This window comes from Nocardia acididurans (assembly GCF_016741815.1).
GTDB classification, from domain to species: domain Bacteria; phylum Actinomycetota; class Actinomycetes; order Mycobacteriales; family Mycobacteriaceae; genus Nocardia; species Nocardia acididurans.
Genome location: NZ_JAERRJ010000019.1, coordinates 13761 through 30937, shown reverse-complemented (window position 1 = coordinate 30937; position 17177 = coordinate 13761). Strand labels below are relative to the sequence as shown.

Genomic DNA, 17177 nt, shown 5'->3' with positions numbered 1-17177 from the left:
TCAACTGCCTTCCGCGCGGAGATGATCGGCCGGTGGGATGGCTCGGAATGTCAGCCTGTCGTTCGGAGCGGCCGTCGCGGGCAGGGGTGATGCCGTCAGTGTCTTCGCGGGGGTGGGCGCGGGCAGCACCAGAACGACCGATTCCTCGATAATTACGGTGGTGCGTGCGGATTCCGCAGTGACCGGGATCCCTGAGGCTGCTACTGGTTTGTGGTTGATCAGCAGTCGCGCAAGCCACAAGATGCGGGAGGTGAGACGGACTCCAGTGTAGGGGATCAGCCCCAACCCGAGCACGGTGGTTACAGTGATCGCCAGACCGCCCAGGAAGGTGACCGCTGGATTGGCCGGGAGGTTCAGCGCTCCCAGGCACGACAGCAGCAGCAGGACCGTGCCGGCGCCGATCTGAGGTAGCGTGTACGGCCCGAAGGGCAGCTTCTGGCCGTTCTGGGCTTTGCCGACCATCACGGGTACTCGTTTGATCGGCGTGAATACTTTGATGACCTCGGCCATCAGCGGTTGTATCCGCCGACGGGATGGGCGGGGACAATCCGCTCGGAGTCGACGCGGGCGTAGTTGATCAGAGTGGGAAGAGTCCAGATCAGGATGGCTGCCAGGACCGCTGATGCAGCGATTCCCAGAACTTTTCCTGGTGAGAGCTTGTCCTTGGCGCCGTCGGCGATGATGAGCCACGTCGCGACCGCACCTAGGCAGATCAGAGCTGCCACACGGGTCATCGACGTAGCGCGGTAGAGGATATCGGTCAGGCTGGAACTCATGGTCTTCTCCGATCACTCAGTTCTGGGTGGCGGGCGGTATGGGCGCCGTGCTCGAGGTCGTGGTGCTGGGGCTGGCGGCTTGTGTGCCGAGGCCGGGTCCGGCGAGCACGGTCAGCGGGTTGGCCAGTGCCGGGGTGGGGTCGATCGAGACGACCTGCCATTGCCCACCGTTTCGGTGCACCGTCAAGGGAAAGGCCAGCGACGCTGCGGTGTCGGTGCCGGAGGACTTGGGTGTGACGGTGGCCAGGACCTGCGCGGATGCCGAGTCGTTCCCACAGGAGGAGTCGGTGCTGCGCAGACGGGCGAGTTCGGCGCTGTGGAACGGCGGTGCGGTGAGCACGTTGATGCTGGCATCGATGCTGATGTAGCGGGCGATATCACCCGAGCCGGTGAGGAATGCGGTGAGAAACCCTGAAACAACCTGGGCGAGTGGGGTTTCACCGGTGCACTCGGTGGTGTAGGCGAACTCGAGGTCTCGGCCCACACCGGGTGGGTTGACGACAGCGGGCAGGGCCAACGCGCGCAGCCGCCCGCGTGCCGCGGCGACGCCCACTCGGTAGTAGACGCGGGAATCGTTGGCGGTGGTTGTCCGGTTGGTGCGGACCGAGACGGTGACCGCCCAGATGTCGAGTTCGGCGGTGGTGATGGTGCGGGCGGAGTACATGACCAGCGGATCGCTGACCTGCAACCCGGCCGCTGGCAATTGCAGCTGCTGGTCCTGCGGCAGAAAGTCGTTGAGCTTGTCTCGTTGGCTGGCAGGTGTGCTGAGGTAGGTGAGCACGAATTGCTGGGCGAAGGCGCCGACGAGTTGGGCTTGGCCGGTGGTGATGTCGGGCGGTTCGTAGATGACCGGTTCCGGCTCGGTGTCGAAGACTTCGAGGATGGCGTGGCCTCCGCCCAGGGTGGCCAGGACCGCGAGTGTGATCATGAGCAGGGTGTCGCGTCGGCGGCGCACCTTCATCCGGCGCAGTAGTTCGCTGCCGGTTTCGTGAATCTGGTGATTCGCTGTGCGCATTCTCGAAATGCTAGGGAGCGACCGATCAGGCGGGGTTGGCAACTATTCCCACCGGTGGGAGAGTCGTCAGCTCGCGCAGTCGCGGGCCAGGATCTCTCGGAGTTGGGCTTCGTATCCGACCTGCTGTCGTTCGGCGAACGCGTCGAGGCCGGGCGGTAGCACAGTGGTGGCCGTCCTGGATTCGCTTGGTGCGCAGGCTAGTTGAGCCAGGGCCAGGTGATGGTGCGGGAAGCCCGGGTGGGGGTAGAGAACCATCTGTGTCGGTGTGTAGTCGCCGCGGTAGGTGAGAGTGCGGATCGACAGGCTCGCGCTGTCGGTGAGGCGCAGTTGGTGGCAGACCGCGCTCAGCTGGGCGCGGTCGTGAGGGTGGAAGACGTCGACGGGATGGTAGAGGCAGTCCCAGCGCATCCACGGTGCGGGGTCGGTGAGCCAGTGGGCGATGCTGGTGCGTTCGAGCTGGATCAAGGCCAGATGGGTGCCAGCGCGACGGTGAGCTTCACGAAGCCCCACGCTGTCGACCGGTGTGCGGGCGGCGGGAGTGCTGGTGGAGGTGGTGACGTCTTCGATCAACCACCACGCGCCGCGGCCTTTGTCGTCGACCCGGGTGCGCACGGAGATACGCCACCGGCCTGTGCGGCCGCGTCGGTCGAGTGTGCCGGCCTCGAACTGCAGTTTGCCGCCGTTGTCGGGGTCGTAGAGCAGGTCCAGCAGCTCGGCGTGCTGGTCGAACACCGAGATTCGTTGGAACAGTTCGGCGATGGACACGGTGGGCAGGTAGGTTTCGGCGCCCGCGCCGCACAGCTGCGTGATGGTATCGGGTTGCAGGACGGTCTGGGTGTCGAGGTTCCAGATGACCCCGACCGCGGGTCGCGGTGTGGGGACCGAGATGTTGGCGGGTCCGAGCCAGAGGCGGACGGCGTGCACATCGCCGCGGGGCCCGAACACAGGCCGGGTGAGCAGGCGGTAGCGTCCGGAGTTGGTGGGCACCGTCAGGTCGGTGCCGGCGCCGCGTTGTCTGGCTGTGCGGACGGTGTCCGCCAGGTCGCGGGTGGTGAGACTGTCGTAGCACGCGGGTGATTTCGACAGCAACCGTTGCAGGACACGTTGCCAGCTGGCGAAGTTGCGGGGGGTGTCGCCCACCGACGCCACCGAGACAATGTCGGGGGCCAGTGTCTCCAGAGTCAGCCATGGGATCACTAGGGTGCTTCTCTCGTCGCCTGAAGCCTGGACGGCTCTCCTCGACTACCGAAAGAAGCGAGCCTTTTGTTAATGTACCGTTGCATAACGGTTCATTCAAGGTGATCTCAGAAGTTGGGGCGGGCTCGTTGCTGGGTGGCCAGGGCCAGCAGGCCCGCGCCGATGAGAATCGCGTTGTCGCCCAGATCCGAACCGACGACGCGCAGGCCGGGCAGATAGCCCAGGCGTGCGTGGTCGGAGACCGCCCGGCGCATGGGAATCCACAGAGCTGGGCCCGCGCCGGCCATATTTCCGCCGACGATGACCAGGTCGACGTCGAGCAGCGCGGCGACCGAGGCGATCGCCCGCCCGAGCGCGGTGCCCGCGCGTTCGAGGGTGCTGACGGCGGTTTCCTCCCCGATGTAGCCGGAGGTGATGAGTGCCTTCCCGTCGTTTCCCGACCATCCGCGTGCGCGTGCCCAGCGCAGCATGGCGGTGCCGCCCGCGACGGCTTCGAGGCATCCGTGTCCGCCGCATTCGCAGACATCGTCGAACCCGGGCACGAGGACGTGGCCGATGTTGCCGGCGTTGCCGGTCCGTCCGACCAGGGCCAGCCCGCCGATGGTGATGCCACCGGTGATCCGTGACGTGACATTGATCGTCACCGAGTCGGGCACGTCGCGGGCGGCGCCGAATTGGCGTTCGGCCATGGCCAGGCAGACACCGTCGAGGGTGAGCAGCACGACCGCGTGGGGGAACAGTTCCTTGACCGCCTTCTCGATGGCGAACCCGGCGCGCCATTCGGGGATGGCGTTCGAGGCGATCACGCCGGCGGTCATGTCGATCGGTCCGGAGGCGGCGATGCCGACTGCCAGCACTCGGTCGGTGCCGGCTACCTCGAGTAGCAGGTCGCGGCAGTGGTCCCAGGCGGAGTGCGCGGGTGTGGGTATCTCGCGGGTGTCCTGTGCGCCTGCGGTTTCACTGATACGGCCGGCGGCGAATCGGGTGGGACCGATTTCGAGTGCCAGGATCGTCATCAATCCTCATTCGTCGCGGATGTGGTGGGTTTCGTGTGTTCAGCAGGCCTCGATGCCGGGGATCTGTCGTCCGAGGATGATGCGGCGAGCGGGCGCGCGCAGCGCGCTCTCGGCGTGGACGGGGTCGCCCCCGGTGCGGATGATGCGCAACGGGCGGCGCGTTTCGCTGGGTGCGCCTCGGTAGCGATCAAGATTGTCGATTGCCTTGCCGGAGTTGTCGTAGCCGACCCCGGCCCAGATCATGGCCCGCGGGCCGTCGCCGCGGGCGGCGAGTGTTTCGACGAGATCCTGGCAGCCCTGCAGCAACGGGCATTCCAGGCATATTCGGACTGCCAGGCGCCAGACGTCGGGCGATCCGGTATCCAGATCCCAGGTATCGGGTTGATCAGCGCAGGGTGGGCGCCGTACTTCGCGGCGGGGCGTGGACGGAACCTCTACCGTCTCTGGTGCGCCCGCATCCAACCACCGACTCCGTGTGTTCATTGCCATCTCCGGGGTACCTGGGCGCGCACCGCGATGGCGCGCCCATGTTTGAGCCTTCGTCAGGGCTGCTCAACAGTCCCCGGAAACCCCAGCCGACTAGCTGGTACTCGGACGGTATCCCATCGCCGAACGTACTTCAATACTTTGTGCCGTTATTCAACGGGTCATTGCATCATGAACCGCTGGACGTGGGTTCAAATCGGGTTACTGTAGGAGGTATGGCGGGAGAGTCGGAGTACACCATCGACGATCTGGCCCGTGCCGCGGAGACCACAGTACGCAGCATCCGCGTCTACCACGAGCGAGGACTGCTGCCATCGCCCGAGGTCCGGGGCCGGATCGGCTACTACAACCCCAATCATCTGGATCGATTGCAGACCATCGGGCGGCTGCTCGGACGAGGCATGCGGCTCAACGGAATTCGTGAACTGCTCGACGCCTGGGATCGCGGGGATGGCCTGGGTGAGGTCCTGGGAGTCAATGGCGCTGAACAAGTACCGCCCGTTCCAGCCCTAACCATCGAGGTCCCACCAGTGATGACCGACCGAGCCGCACCACCGGTGCCATCGGCGTGGACGCTCGCACCGTGGTGCGTGGAACTGTCGGGGCGGCTGACCGCGGCCGGGGTCGACCCCGCCGACGCGCAGCGCCTGCTCCAGCAACTGGCAGCCGACTGCGCCCGACTGACCGAACAACACGCGAACACGCTGTTGCGAGGGCTGATCGGACTCGATTTAGGGCGGCCACCGCGCTCGGCCTCCGAGCACGTGCGTCTTGAGACCGACTTGGCCACCGCCCGGCTCGTGGTGGCGCGAGCGGCATCGGAGCTGATCGAGCGGGCGATCGAGCGCTACTGCGAGGCACTGTCGTCCGAATCGGGGGTCGTGAGGCCTCCTGACCTCCCACTGCCGGTAAGTCCTCGCCGACGGGATGAGCCGAGAAGTTGCTAGTGTCACCGCCTCGTTGAGGGTTCGTTCATCGCGAGCCGAGTCAGCATTTTCAGGCGGTGCGCATGTATAGGTCGATTCCCCACGATCCCTGGCTTCGGATCGACAGGTTTCCCGCACCAGAAGAAGACTTGCTGGCACACGTCGACGCCTTCGTGGCAGGGATGCGCGCCGAAGCTCCCGTGGTGCTGGGGTTTCCCGCGAACCTGAACTTCAGCTACAGCCACGTCGCCGGACTACTCGACATCCTCGTGAACAACGTGGGCGATCCGACCAGCAACGACAAGTCGGCCGTCGGCGCCAAACACATGGAACTCGCGGTGGTGGAGTACATGGCCGAGCTCGCCAATGCCGACCCGGTTCAAACCTACGGCTATCTCGCCGGCGGCGGCAGCGAAGCCAACCAGTTCGGGCTCGATCGGGGATGCACCATGCTGCCGGAGGCGGCGATCTACTGCAGTCGGGCGGCGCACTACTCGATCCGCAAGAGCGCCCGTCTGATGCGGCGAGAGCTGGTTGTACTCGACGCCGACGAGTACGGCCGTATGGACATCGAGCAGCTCCATCGGGTGTGCCGACGTGATCACGGACGCGGCGCGGTGGTCCTCGCAACGGTCGGCACTACGATGACGGGCGCGACCGACGACGTGGACGCGATCGCCGAAGCCGCGGCCCCGGCGGGCGAGGTGTACGTGCACCTCGACGCCGCACTGGGCGGTCTGATCGCTCCGTTCACTCAGGAACGTGACCGATGGGGTTTCGCGAATCCCGCGGTGGGCAGTGTGGCCGTGAGCATGCACAAGGCGCTGGGAATGCCTGTTCCATGCGCAGTGGCGTTGTGCCGATGGGACCTGGCACAGGCCCAGATCCAAGGGGAGTACGTCAACGCCACCGACGCGACCCTGAGCTGCTCACGTAACGGACTGGCAAGCGTGCTGGTGTGGTACGCGTTGGCACGCAAGGGAACCGCAGGTCTGGCCCGCAACGCCTGGCGTGCTCTCGATCTGGCGCAGTATGCTGCGGACCGATTCCACGAGATCGGGATGAACCCACTGCTGAACCCGTTGTCGGTCGTGGTCGTGTTCGACCGTCCCTCCGAATGGGTGTGTCGCCGTTTCCATTTGGCGACCGAAGGCGCACGGGCCCACATCGTCACCGTAGGCCATGTGACGACCGCGATGATCGATGAGCTGTGCGAAGTCTTGGCCGCCGACGCCGAGGCGCGCCGGTTCGAGGTTCCAGGCCATCACCTGGTGTGACCGGCATCCGCCGGTTAGGGTGCTGCGGAGTGGGGCGCTCACCACCCGTTTCGCCCCATGTCGCTTGCCGTCCGCGGTCAGCGCGACCCCAGATCAATGATCGTGGTCTCGAGGGTGCGATGCCCGGGATTCCTCCCCGTGCACGACCCGTCGCGCCGGATACGACCAGTAAGACAATGCATTCTTCCGGGATGGGAGTTCTGGTCGCTTTTGCTGTTGTGCGGTGCCAAAGTCGCTGTGCGCCCCATCTCTTTCGCACCCTCCCTTCTCGCACGTGGGAACAATACGCCGCTGTTCAACGGTACGTTGATCGGGTACTGCCCTTCGCCCCGCTCGGGCCCACCGATGGAGTTCTCGATGTTCGCTCTCACGCATCGAATCCCTGACCTCAGCTCCTCGCGCCGTCCGCGCCGCGGTCGAAAACGGGCGGTGCTCCTGGGGATGATGCTGTTGTCCTTCGCATCGGGAGCGATTCAGCTCGACGCCGCCCCCGCGCGGGCACAGTCCCTGAGTGCCTGTCTGTGGGCGGGAGTATCGCACGACGAAGACAGAACGGTTCATGCTGGCGGATGGACCTTCCGATGCACGACGGATCATCGCGGGCGCGGTGAATGGTCGAACGAGGGCCGGACTGGACAGGCGAGCACCGTACCGAACCCGGGCGCGACCGGTAGTCCCTTGGGGCGCTTCAGCCGGGGCGCGCAACAGCCAGGAACCTCCTATCACGACTATTGCGTCGGTAGCCAGCTCATCGAAGGCACCGATCATGTCTACGAAGTCGTCACCGATAGCGCGGGTTCGGCAATGTGGAAGTACTCGAAGTCGATCAAACATTGGGATTTCGGGCTCGATCCGATTCCGTCGGCCACGTGGCGTTCTTCGGCCAACTGCTACGACGGAGTGCTCGGCTGAGCACTGCGCACGTCACCGAGTGGGGCAGATCCCGGTCGGTGGTCGAGAAGCATATGCGCACAAGGGATCTGAGCGGGGGTGAGGTGCGCTCCTACTCGTTCTCGTCGCTGGTTGCCGTTTCCGGCAGCGAGGTCGAACTCGCCGCCGCGACCGAACACGGCCAATCACTGTGCTACAGGTTCGGTCTTGACCGACGTGCGCGTGTGCCGGCACTTCTCTACCCCGAAAGTTATCTTGATGACCACGTACGAAATATCCATCGGCATGAGCCGGACTGGCTGGTCGACATCGCCTGGGCGGCTCTGACTTCGTGTCGGCGCGAGCAGTGCGCCACAACTGCCTATGCGTTACGGGCGGCGTATCGGCCCACCATCGACTCCGTGGCAGTCGTGGCCGACGATTCCCGGGGAGACCGTGTCGAATGGACCTTCAGGCGTGCTCCACAGAACCTGCGTGCCTGCTGGACGAATAACGCTGGGCACGAGACGGATTCGGCACTCCCCTATTGGTCGATCGACCTCGCCGAGCTGATCTTCGAATCAGATTGCATTCCGTTGCTGATGCCGCATCGACTGTGGCAGCAGCGACATCGAAGCTGTCGCCCCCGACGTTGAGTGGTGCCTGTTGGGGATGTTTCTGCCGTCTGACAGTGATGCGACACTCCGGTGCTCCCAACGGGGCACCGTTGGTCTTCACCACTTCGGAGTGGTCCGTATTTATCGAGCGCGTACGGAAGCGGCGAGTTCACCCGAGCCTGCCTGAGGGAGTCGAGCAGCGAGGGTGGTGCGCCCCTGCCGGAGAGCATGATGGACAGGTCATTGCGGTGACCGACCCTCTGAACGGCGACCCTATCCCTCTGCGCTTCGTTCCGTCACAGTGACGGACCTGTGGGTTGGAGCTTGTCCGGCAGTTTCGAGGCGTTCGGTGATTGACTGGCCTGCCCTCCCCCGGCTGATGGCTTTCACGAAGAGGAGGGCAAGGCGGTCAACCTCTGCCATCGATCAGTCGGCGCTTTCCTCACCGTCGTCGATGCGGTCGGCATCGTTACTGAGGCTTGCGATTTCGTCGGCGAGGTAGAACTTGAGCGCTTGGTCCACCAACGCACTGCGGCTACCGGTGTGCCATTCTTCGGCGAGCAGGTCCAGGGACTCGATGTCGGTTGCGATAATGCCGGCAAGGGGGATCTTGACCGGCGGCTCGGTGTGGCGACGGCGGCGCGGGCGCGTGTGGTCGACGCGTTGGAACAATCGCCCCTTGGGCTTCGCGGTGGCCTCGCGCGAGAAATGTTCTCGCAGTTCGGTTTCGAACTCCTCGATCGCATCGAGAACAACCTCACCGTAGCTGCGTCCACGCCCACGATGCGACTTCTCGCTGTGGGTCAGTTGCCGAAGTGCTTCGGCGACGACAGCGGCGACGTGGGCCTCGTGGATCGGATTGGCGCGCTGCGAACGTGCAGGTTGGCGAGATCGCTTGGGTGCCTCCGTGTTCGGCGCCGCTGCTTTGGCGGCCGCCCTACGGGCGGGCTTGGGCGCGGGTGCAACAGGTGCCTGTGCGTCGGTGACTGCCGCAGTGGGCGGGACCGCCTGGATCGGCGGGGTGGTCGTGACCGGCGGCGGCGAAGGGGGCAACAGATCGTCGATGTCCCCGAGGTCGTCGTCCTTGAAGGCGCCTCGCCTGCTCATTTACACCGCCTCCTTCGCGCGTTCGCCCGCAGCCAGGCGAACCAGTACCTCTTTGGTCAGTTTCGAGTAGTCGGTGGCCAGCGGCTCTGGATCTCGTGACCACTTCTTTGCCGGTGTCTCGTCGGATTCGCCGCCTTCTCCAGGGCGTGGCGGGGTGTAGGCGATCAACTCCTCCGGGGTGAGGTGGAAGGCTCGCGCGTCGAGCGCAGTGGCCTTGTCCTGCCGGATGAAGTTCTTGAACGGCTCGATCCCGGTGCCCTCCAGCAGATCCATGATCTTGCCGAGAGTGTCCTCGTTACGGCGGATCGCACGCGGATTGCAGTCGAACAGGATCATGCCCATGAGCTCGACCAGTGCGCCATTCTTGCGGGCCCACAGATAGCGACGTGCCAGCAGTTCGGCACCGTCTATGCTGCCGTCGTCTTCCTTTGTCGGAACGATCAGCCAACTGACTACTTGCAAAAGCAGATCCAGAACGCCGCGGTCGCCCGGGCCCGAGTCGATCAGCACCAGGTCGTAGCTTCCGCTGTCTATGAGCGCTTCGAGTGCATTGAGCAGATTCTGGCGAGGGTCGATGCCGTGCTGCTCGGCATTGGCCACGACAGTGCCGGCCATCGCGAGAAGCTTTCCGCCGCAGACGACGTCGAGCCCCTCCCGGACGTCGTAAACAGGCTCGAGCGCTGACCCGTACTGCAGAGTCATGGCCAGGGACCGGCCTTCGTCGGAATTCTTGACCCCCAGGTCTCGGATGGTGCAGTTGCCCTGCTGATCCGCGTCGACCACAAGCACTCGCTTGCCGCGTCGCGCGACCGCCACAGCGATCGCCGCGACGATCGACGACTTGCCCACTCCCCCTTTCTGGTTGGCAACCAGAATGGTTCGTCTCACGGCTCGGAGACCGGGCAGCAAACGCGTACTTGTCACGCCGGGGACAGTACCCGAGCCATCACCGTCGCAACAACCACCAACGAGGGGTGTGTCGCGCCACGAATGCCTCCCTCCCGACATGCCCGGAGGAGATCCAATCACACGATGCCGCAACAGTTCCTCGGACGGCTCATTGGAGTGGTGCTTGGTGCGGCGTGCCCTGCGTGGAGATGACTCGCAGTGAAAGCGGAGGTACCAAAGCACGTTGGCAGTGTCGGTTGCTACAGCGTACCGAGTAGCTGAGATTGAACAGGTGCACGTCTCGTGTCTATGACTTTCGAAACGCCGTGTCGGACAGTCCTCTCCACGATCTCGTCGGTGATAGACGAAAAGCCGCTGCAGCGGTGCTGATGCCTGATCTCGTGGTCGGTTACTCGAAGGACATTTTGCAGCAGCCGTGATGCGCTCCTACGGAGCGACCTCGTCGCTGTCGTCAAAGTGTCCGGTTGGTAGGTCTCGCGGCCGAGCGCAAAACTGTGCATGCGGGATGGCGTTGAAACTGTATGCGAGCGTTTCGTGCGTACTAGCGGATGCACAGTCGTGCTTCGGCTAGCAATCGAGTACGTGAGGACGGTCATCGGAGGCGTACCACCCACGATGTGGCGCTGGGGGGGAATGATGACGGTAAGTGCGGTCCACGCCGCGGACATGTAGTCGGCCAGGGAAGGCGTGTGTCTGTCGACATGAGAAGCGGTGATGTGACCGACTGTGTTTCGGGGAAACTGCACTGCGATTTGGATTGGATTGGCTGGTGTCGAAGAAGTTGCAGCCGTTAGTGCGTAGCGTTTGGGCGGTCCGTAGATGGGTGACGATGTCTCGCCAGAGGGTTCGTGTGACCCCCTGTGTTCGATTCGAAGGTGGAGCATCGCAGGTGTCGAGCAAGAGCGGCTCTGTGCTGCAAGCCTAACGACCAAAAGTAGAGTCGTCCCACACTTCCGAACGCAAGCATTGAACATTGCAGCATTCATTGCAGTTGATTGCACTTGTCGGAAGGTTGCGTAATGGGGCTGATGCGCAGTCGTTCTTGTAGACATGGGAGGTGGTTTGAAATCGGTCGCAGGAACGCTCAAGTGAGGGCTACTGTGACGCACAACATGCCGGTTCCTGCCCGGTGTCATTTGCACAGGCGTCCCACGCCTCACCTCCCAGGGCGTCCATCTTGCTGCTTGTAGTGTCGTGCGTAACGTCGTACACTTTGTCGCATCATCAGTCCCATACGTTGTCGTGCGTAAGACGTTATCTGTGGAGTATCGCACGGCTCGACTAATGGCGAGACTTGCTTCAAAGCAGTATCGTCCCAGTTCAAACGCGGTTTCTGGTCCGTTCATTGGGTGAAGCGGAGCAGGCTTGCGGAGTGAGCGAGAAGCTGCCAAGAGGGCGATTTGAGCGCCTCGACCAGGTGATCTAGGTTCCACAACCCTCCTTGGGAATCGATGCTTTGGTAGAGATTGAGCGGTGTTCGCAGGGCTGATTCTAACGGTCCCGTAGTGAGGTAGGCGACAAGACTCTGCTGGGTATTGAGCGTGCCCCGGCCATCGTCGGCCGATGCTCAGTACCACTCCCGCGTGGGGTCGTCCAGCCCGTGAATATGGATTCAGATTGTGGTTCCGGTCGGTTACGAAACCATTCGGGTCCGGGCCCTGATCCTCCTCGGAAGGAATGGTCTTGCCGGCGCAGCTGGGTGGCGGTTATCGACTCAAGGTGTTGCGGGCGCGCCAGATCTGCACGCGCGCATCGGATGTCGTCATTGACTAGACGAGACATCACATGCGATCCGCCGAGGCAGTGCAAATCGTGGTGTAGGGGAGGTCGCCGATGGGTTGTGGAGACGCCACGCTCCGTGGCTGCCATCAGAGTTCGGATGGGCGCAGATGGTGGATGTGCGGTCTGGAAGAGGGCACGTGGATTCGGTAGTCGACGGCTGGTTCCTAGCTGCGGTTCTTTCGCACTCCCGTAGGGCGATTGCCTTGATCGTCCGAGTCTTGAGGTGTCGGTGGGGTGTGCGAATCACGGATAGCCGAATGCGCTGCGAGAAGTAGTTGTCCGGCCACGAGACTCTCGGCCTGCCGTGGGCCGCGCTGGTAAAGAACGGGCCCGCGAGTGTCGCGTGCCACTCGATAGAGCTCTGTCAGTGCCGCCCGTTGCCCGGCGGGATCGATCGCACGGCCGCTGCCGGTCGGGACCTGTCGTTGTGTGATGCCCCAGTGCCAGTCGTGTGCTGTTTCAGGGCTTGTCATCTTTGCCGGCGCTGAGTTTCGAACACACCGACTGCGGAGGTCTGGCTTCGTAATCGCTCCTGCTGACCAAGTGGCAGGGACTGTCGTGGACTGTGCGGGCTAGCGGCGAGATGTGAGAGCGGCGACCTCGGGGGCATGGTGAGCCAGGGGAACCACGGCCGGGGTCCCGAATGAGGTTGCTCTTGTTCTCGCTCACTTGATTGATCGCGTCGCGTTTGGTGCCCCGTGTGTCCGGACGACTGCGGCGCAGTTCTGCGGTGCGTGTGGTCGAGAGTGGGTGCGACAGGTTTGGGAATGTCGGTTCGTCGAGGGGCAAGAACTCGGCCCTGAGGAGGATTCTGTCGGACGCCGACGATCGCGATCCGCCGCAACCAATCGGATTCGCTATCCGATTGCTGAAATGAGCTGCGATCGGACCGAACCCGGCCCGAAATGACTGAATTGCACCAGCGAAAGAGGTGGGAAACGCCAGAATGGGCCCCATTTCGCCTCCTGGCCCACGATCGCCCAATCCCTAGCCCCGGGTTCGATTTCGCCGCAAAATCCCGTCTGCGTGGCAATGGACTGGGTCATACGCTTTGACCAGTGCGAATGCAGTCGACCTGCCGGGTCGGGGTTCGGGATCGGAGTTCTGAGCCCGAACCTGGCGACGGGGGAGGGGATCCAGGACCGAAATGATGCCCAACCCGACGAAGCTGAGCCAGCGATCTCGGTCGGCGTCCTGTGGAAGCCCCGTCCATGCGCGCGCCCGTGCCCTCTCGCCACGACCCGCAGCTGCGGGATCGTCGAAGGCCTGCTCCAGTTCTTCGGGTGTCACTCCGGTGAAGTCGATAACGATGCCCATGAGTCTCTTGCTGGTCGATCGTCGCGACTGCCCGCCGACGGGGAGCTGTTGCCGACGGTGACGGGAGGTTCGGGATTGCGGTGATCGACCTCCTTCCCTGCGCTGGGGAACCCGGGTGCAGGATCGCTTTCTCCCGTGTCGGTCAGTGCGCCGCAGGCTGGCACCAACCACCGCAACCTGAAGCTTCCTGCACGCTGGATCCGGATAAAGATGCAGGTCAAGCCTTATTATTGCCCAAAGGTCGCGGTTGCAAGTGTGTGAGCCGTGGCGGACGAGAAGCCCGTAGTCGGACCCGCTGAGGTCAACTCAGATTGACGCAACCCAGTTCCTCAACTTCCTTCAGGTTGCCTTCCGCTAAGGCGTATTAACGGAAGGCAATTGCCTCGAATCCCACGTGGGAACCGCTTTTCGGGATAGGATTCCGCTGGTGACCGCGACCGGATGTCGGCGGCCGCCGCTACGCTGCACCACATCAGCACGCCGTCCGGGCGAGAACCGTCACTGTGACAGCCGGGTCCGGGGAATCAGGGGAGAACACCGTGGCCGACCCGACCCACCGCGACCCGACCGCCCGGGGGATCGATCCCGACAGGCGGCCCACCGGGGTGCTCGCGCCGCCCGATCCCGGGGCGGCCGTCCGCGCGCTGCGCGCCACCACGGCGGGGGAGTCCGCATGACCGGCACCGGCGCCACGCCCCGCCGCCTCGACGGGCCCGACATGGGTGTCCTCAATATCACCTGGAGCCCCGGCACGGTGCACCTGCGCCTGGACCGTGAACAGGTGCTGGATTTGTCGCTGGAGGCCGCGGCCTGGCTCGCGGTCCAGGACCGGGTGTGCCTGCACGCCGCCCTCGAGCGGGATCCGACGGCCGCCAATGGGGGATTCGTGCGGGAACTGCTGACCGGTACCCCCCGCCCGCTCACCGACGCCGAATTCCAGGCGCTGACCGGCCCCGACGGGGCGGAGGACACCCGCGATGGCCGATGAACCACCACCGCATCCGCTGAGCGCCGCCACCGACGCCGCGCGGGCCGCCTACTGGCGACTCGAGGCGATCAACGAGGCCGAGAACGTGGTGGCCGACGCCCACGAAGCCGACCTGCTCGCCCGCACCGCGGCCGTGCGCGCCGAACTCGACGCCGCCCGGGCACGGCTCGCCGCGGCCGAGCGCGGCACCGACCCCGCCGAGCTCGCGGCCGCCCAGTACGCCGAGGACGCCGCCCTCACCACCTACCTGCGGGTGCTCGACGGCGCGATCAGCGAGCATCTGGCCCTGTTCACCGCCCACAGCCAGCGCCTGGACGAGCTGCTCGACGCGGACGAGCAGGCCACCACGGCCCGGCGGGCCGAACTCGACACCCTCACCGGCCGGGACCCCGACGACGAGGACCACGACCGGTGAGCCCGGAGCCAACGCAACCCATGCGGAAAGGCAGGTCGATGCCGCACGACAAGCCCACACACCCGGGTGACTGGTACTGCGACGGCTACGGAGCACCTCCGGCCGTCGCGGGAGCCTGGTGCTTCGTCGCCGAGCTCTACACCCGCACCTGTGCCGACCCGGCCGAATGCCACCGTCAGATGACCGCGGCCCGGCAGCGGGCCTACCGGATGACCAGCGAACGGGCCGCCGCCGGCGATCCGGTCGCCGTCGAGATGGCGAAGGACCTCGCCCGTCCCGAGCAGTTCCACGGCGGCGACGATCCCCTCGACCCGGAGACGGGCCGATGAGCCACCCGGCGCGGGCGGGGCGCAAGCGCACCCATTGGCCGGCCGCCCTGCGGGTGGTGCAGGAGGTAGTCGAACCCGACGACGACGAGCTCGACGCTCGAGTGGCCGCCTACGCCGAAGCGGCCGACGCCGACAATACGGTACGCACCTACCTGTGGGCATGGAATCGCTTCACCGACTGGTGCCAAACCCACGGCGCCACAGCGCTTCCCGCGAGCAGCAAGGTGGTCGACCGGTTCCTGGTCACCGCCGTCGAGGACCCTGTCTCGCCCGCAGGAAAGTCGTCCCTGGAGGTGTTACGCGCGGCGATCGCGTGGCAGCACGACATGGCCGGTCTGCCCGACCCCACCGACAACGCGAAGTCCAGGAAGGTCCGCGAGGGCCTGCGCAAGGCGATCGTCAAGAAAGGGGAGACCCTCACCCAGGCACCCGCCGCGACGCTCGACCACATCGAGGCCATGGTCGAAACCGCCCGCGCCGACGCACACACACTGCGTCAGCAGGTCTCGGCCCGCCGCGATATCGCGCTGATCCTGCTCGGCTACGACTTCGGACGCCGCGGCGACGAACTCGTCCGCCTCCAAATCGGCGACCTCACTGTGGTTCAGGACAACCCCGAGGGAAAACCGTTGCTGCGCATGCGGTTACGCGGGGGAAAGACCCACCAGACCGACACCGTCTACATGCACCGCCCCCGGGGCTCCCGCGACGGCCGCACCTGTACGTGGTGCGCGCTGGCGCGCTGGATCGCGGTGCTCGCGGTCGCCGACGACGCGGCCGCCGGAGCTCGTGGCCACGACGCCGAGGCCGTCACCGCCGCGGTCTCGATCGCGGTGCAGCGGCTGATACTCACCGACACCCGGGACGTCCGCGAACACTGCTGCCAGGGCGATTGGCTCGCACGGGCCCGATCGCGCGCGAGCCTGTTCCGCCCGCTGTCCAACGGCGGCTTCCCGCATGCCCCCGACCGGCCGCTGTCGGTACGCTCGTTCCGCTCGATCATCACCTCCCGCGGCAGGGCCGCGGACCGCGACGGCCTCAAAGGGCACTCGCTACGCGCCGGCGTCGCCACCGAACTGTTCGACCGGGGTGCCACCGTCGAGCAGGTCATGGCGATCACCGGGCACCGCAACCCCGCCTCCGCCCTGCGCTACGACCGCCGCCGCAACCAGCGCAGTGCCGAACTTGAGACTGGTCTCTAGTGGAATCTGTTGTGGTGTACCGGATTCCGGGCCTCGTGGGCGAGCATGGTCGCGAATGGCGGCATTTCGTGTGCTGGGCGGCGGCCGCCGAGCGGCCGTATCTGCCCGCCTCGGACGAGACCGTGCTCGCCTACTTGCGTGAACACCCTGGCACCGAGAAGACGCAGCGCGGGCGTGTCACCGCGCTGAACGCCGCGCACCGGCGTAAGAAGCTGCCGCTGCCGGGCGAGGCCGAAGCGGTGCGGCGGGCACTCAATCCCGCCCGCGCGCAACGACTTCAGCACCAGCGGGGGAGGGCCGACGCGATCATCGCCCGTCTGCCGGTAACCGGCTGGCCGGACGCGCTGACCGGCAGACGCGACGCGGTCATCCTGCTGCTGGCCACCAGCGGGCTGTCCTATCCCCAGATCGCGGGCCTGCGCCAGGCCGATGTCACCCTCACCGCCGACGCGGTCACCATCGGTGCGCAGCCGCTGCTGAAGTTGGACGCGACCGGCACTGCGGGCTGTCCTGTGCGCGTGTTCGCGCGTTGGGCAGCCGTGCTCACCCACGCTCCGGCCGCGACCGGACATATCCACCTCGAACGCCTGCTCACCGCGGCCGCAGACTTCGCCGTCGACGAGCCGCAGCCGGAATCTTCTGTGCCGCGCCCGTTTCCCGCCGCCTACGCACGCCAGCCGCTGCTGTGCGATTTCGACGGGCGCGGCATGGCGTACGGGTACGTCGACGAGCTCGACCCGCTGTCGGCGGAGACCGTCGCCGACATCGCGCTCACGCACCTGCTCGCGCCACCACCTCCTGGCGAAGAGGACGACCTCGACACCGGCTGGCACGAACGCGGAATCGCGGCGCGGCGGCGGATGAAGGATGTCGGCGACGAACTCGACGTCCTGCTCGCCCGCATGGAGGCCATCGCCGACAGCGTCAGCTTTCCCCAGGACTGGTAAC

General features: G+C 65.4%; 18 protein-coding genes. 10 read left to right on the top strand and 8 right to left on the bottom strand.

Annotated elements, in window-relative coordinates; all coding sequences use genetic code 11:
* The 6 genes from JK358_RS35640 to JK358_RS35615 all read right to left on the bottom strand — a co-directional run bounded on the left by JK358_RS35640 (position 1) and on the right by JK358_RS35615 (position 4310).
* On the bottom strand, positions 1-510 hold the full coding sequence (locus tag JK358_RS35640) for a hypothetical protein (RefSeq protein ID WP_201957266.1): 510 nt from the start codon (positions 508-510) through the stop codon (positions 1-3).
* Complete coding sequence (locus tag JK358_RS35635) at positions 510-776, bottom strand: hypothetical protein (protein WP_201957264.1); 267 nt, start codon at positions 774-776, stop codon at positions 510-512. The genes JK358_RS35640 and JK358_RS35635 overlap by 1 nt, the downstream gene beginning before the upstream one ends.
* A gap of 16 nt (positions 777-792) precedes the next feature.
* Positions 793-1791, bottom strand: coding sequence for a conjugal transfer protein (locus JK358_RS35630; protein WP_201957261.1), 999 nt, complete (start codon positions 1789-1791; stop codon positions 793-795).
* Positions 1792-1857: 66 nt separating this feature from the next.
* Positions 1858-2988, bottom strand: coding sequence for a GAF domain-containing protein (locus JK358_RS35625; RefSeq protein WP_201957258.1), 1131 nt, complete (start codon positions 2986-2988; stop codon positions 1858-1860).
* A gap of 107 nt (positions 2989-3095) precedes the next feature.
* The gene (locus JK358_RS35620) at positions 3096-4004 is read right to left on the bottom strand and encodes an ROK family protein (RefSeq protein ID WP_201957256.1); all 909 of its coding nucleotides are present in this window, start codon (positions 4002-4004) and stop codon (positions 3096-3098) included.
* A gap of 39 nt (positions 4005-4043) precedes the next feature.
* Positions 4044-4310, bottom strand: a complete 267-nt coding sequence (locus tag JK358_RS35615) for a hypothetical protein (RefSeq protein WP_201957255.1) — start codon at positions 4308-4310, stop codon at positions 4044-4046.
* 395 nt (positions 4311-4705) lie between these two features.
* On the opposite strand from JK358_RS35615, the gene JK358_RS35610 reads away from it, so the two are divergent.
* From JK358_RS35610 to JK358_RS35595, 4 genes are all read left to right on the top strand, one after another.
* The gene (locus JK358_RS35610; RefSeq protein WP_201957253.1) at positions 4706-5437 is read left to right on the top strand and encodes a MerR family transcriptional regulator; all 732 of its coding nucleotides are present in this window, start codon (positions 4706-4708) and stop codon (positions 5435-5437) included.
* Positions 5438-5499: 62 nt separating this feature from the next.
* Positions 5500-6693 carry an aminotransferase class I/II-fold pyridoxal phosphate-dependent enzyme gene (locus JK358_RS35605; protein WP_201957251.1) on the top strand — a complete coding sequence of 398 codons (1194 nt, stop codon included), beginning with the start codon at positions 5500-5502 and terminating at the stop codon, positions 6691-6693.
* A 357-nt stretch (positions 6694-7050) separates the two neighbouring features.
* Positions 7051-7605: a hypothetical protein gene (locus JK358_RS35600; RefSeq protein WP_201957242.1), complete on the top strand. Its 555-nt coding sequence runs from the start codon at positions 7051-7053 to the stop codon at positions 7603-7605.
* 38 nt (positions 7606-7643) lie between these two features.
* Positions 7644-8219 carry a hypothetical protein gene (locus JK358_RS35595; protein WP_201957240.1) on the top strand — a complete coding sequence of 192 codons (576 nt, stop codon included), beginning with the start codon at positions 7644-7646 and terminating at the stop codon, positions 8217-8219.
* A 387-nt stretch (positions 8220-8606) separates the two neighbouring features.
* On the opposite strand, the gene JK358_RS35585 is transcribed toward JK358_RS35595, so the two are convergent.
* Positions 8607-9287, bottom strand: a complete 681-nt coding sequence (locus tag JK358_RS35585; RefSeq protein WP_201957235.1) for a hypothetical protein — start codon at positions 9285-9287, stop codon at positions 8607-8609.
* Positions 9288-10211 (bottom strand): ParA family protein, encoded by a 924-nt coding sequence (locus JK358_RS35580; RefSeq protein WP_307817895.1) that lies wholly within the window; start codon positions 10209-10211, stop codon positions 9288-9290. It lies immediately after the preceding gene.
* A 3623-nt stretch (positions 10212-13834) separates the two neighbouring features.
* On the opposite strand from JK358_RS35580, the gene JK358_RS35575 reads away from it, so the two are divergent.
* Genes JK358_RS35575 through JK358_RS35550 form a run of 6 tightly spaced genes read left to right on the top strand, consistent with a single transcriptional unit; the run spans position 13835 to position 17176 of the window.
* A complete protein-coding gene (locus JK358_RS35575; protein WP_201957229.1) occupies positions 13835-13972 on the top strand; it encodes a hypothetical protein in 138 nt (45 codons plus the stop codon).
* Positions 13969-14283, top strand: a complete 315-nt coding sequence (locus JK358_RS35570) for a hypothetical protein (protein ID WP_201957227.1) — start codon at positions 13969-13971, stop codon at positions 14281-14283. Before JK358_RS35575 ends, JK358_RS35570 begins: the two co-directional genes overlap by 4 nt.
* Entirely contained in the window at positions 14273-14698 is a 426-nt protein-coding gene (locus JK358_RS35565; protein WP_201957224.1) for a hypothetical protein, read from the top strand. Before JK358_RS35570 ends, JK358_RS35565 begins: the two co-directional genes overlap by 11 nt.
* 38 nt (positions 14699-14736) lie before the next feature.
* Positions 14737-15027 carry a hypothetical protein gene (locus JK358_RS35560; RefSeq protein ID WP_201957221.1) on the top strand — a complete coding sequence of 97 codons (291 nt, stop codon included), beginning with the start codon at positions 14737-14739 and terminating at the stop codon, positions 15025-15027.
* On the top strand, positions 15024-16229 hold the full coding sequence (locus tag JK358_RS35555; protein WP_201957218.1) for a tyrosine-type recombinase/integrase: 1206 nt from the start codon (positions 15024-15026) through the stop codon (positions 16227-16229). Before JK358_RS35560 ends, JK358_RS35555 begins: the two co-directional genes overlap by 4 nt.
* Entirely contained in the window at positions 16229-17176 is a 948-nt protein-coding gene (locus JK358_RS35550; RefSeq protein WP_201957202.1) for a site-specific integrase, read from the top strand. Before JK358_RS35555 ends, JK358_RS35550 begins: the two co-directional genes overlap by 1 nt.
* Position 17177 lies beyond the last annotated feature (1 nt).

Coding starts and splice junctions, on each gene's coding strand:
- JK358_RS35605 (WP_201957251.1), top strand. CDS start 5,500: ATGTATAGGTCGATTCCCCACGATCCCTGGCTTCGGATCGACAGGTTT.
- JK358_RS35600 (WP_201957242.1), top strand. CDS start 7,051: ATGTTCGCTCTCACGCATCGAATCCCTGACCTCAGCTCCTCGCGCCGT.
- JK358_RS35570 (WP_201957227.1), top strand. CDS start 13,969: ATGACCGGCACCGGCGCCACGCCCCGCCGCCTCGACGGGCCCGACATG.
- JK358_RS35555 (WP_201957218.1), top strand. CDS start 15,024: ATGAGCCACCCGGCGCGGGCGGGGCGCAAGCGCACCCATTGGCCGGCC.
- JK358_RS35585 (WP_201957235.1), bottom strand. CDS start 9,287: ATGAGCAGGCGAGGCGCCTTCAAGGACGACGACCTCGGGGACATCGAC.
- JK358_RS35640 (WP_201957266.1), bottom strand. CDS start 510: ATGGCCGAGGTCATCAAAGTATTCACGCCGATCAAACGAGTACCCGTG.
- JK358_RS35610 (WP_201957253.1), top strand. CDS start 4,706: ATGGCGGGAGAGTCGGAGTACACCATCGACGATCTGGCCCGTGCCGCG.
- JK358_RS35620 (WP_201957256.1), bottom strand. CDS start 4,004: ATGACGATCCTGGCACTCGAAATCGGTCCCACCCGATTCGCCGCCGGC.
- JK358_RS35630 (WP_201957261.1), bottom strand. CDS start 1,791: ATGCGCACAGCGAATCACCAGATTCACGAAACCGGCAGCGAACTACTG.
- JK358_RS35565 (WP_201957224.1), top strand. CDS start 14,273: ATGGCCGATGAACCACCACCGCATCCGCTGAGCGCCGCCACCGACGCC.
- JK358_RS35560 (WP_201957221.1), top strand. CDS start 14,737: ATGCCGCACGACAAGCCCACACACCCGGGTGACTGGTACTGCGACGGC.
- JK358_RS35635 (WP_201957264.1), bottom strand. CDS start 776: ATGAGTTCCAGCCTGACCGATATCCTCTACCGCGCTACGTCGATGACC.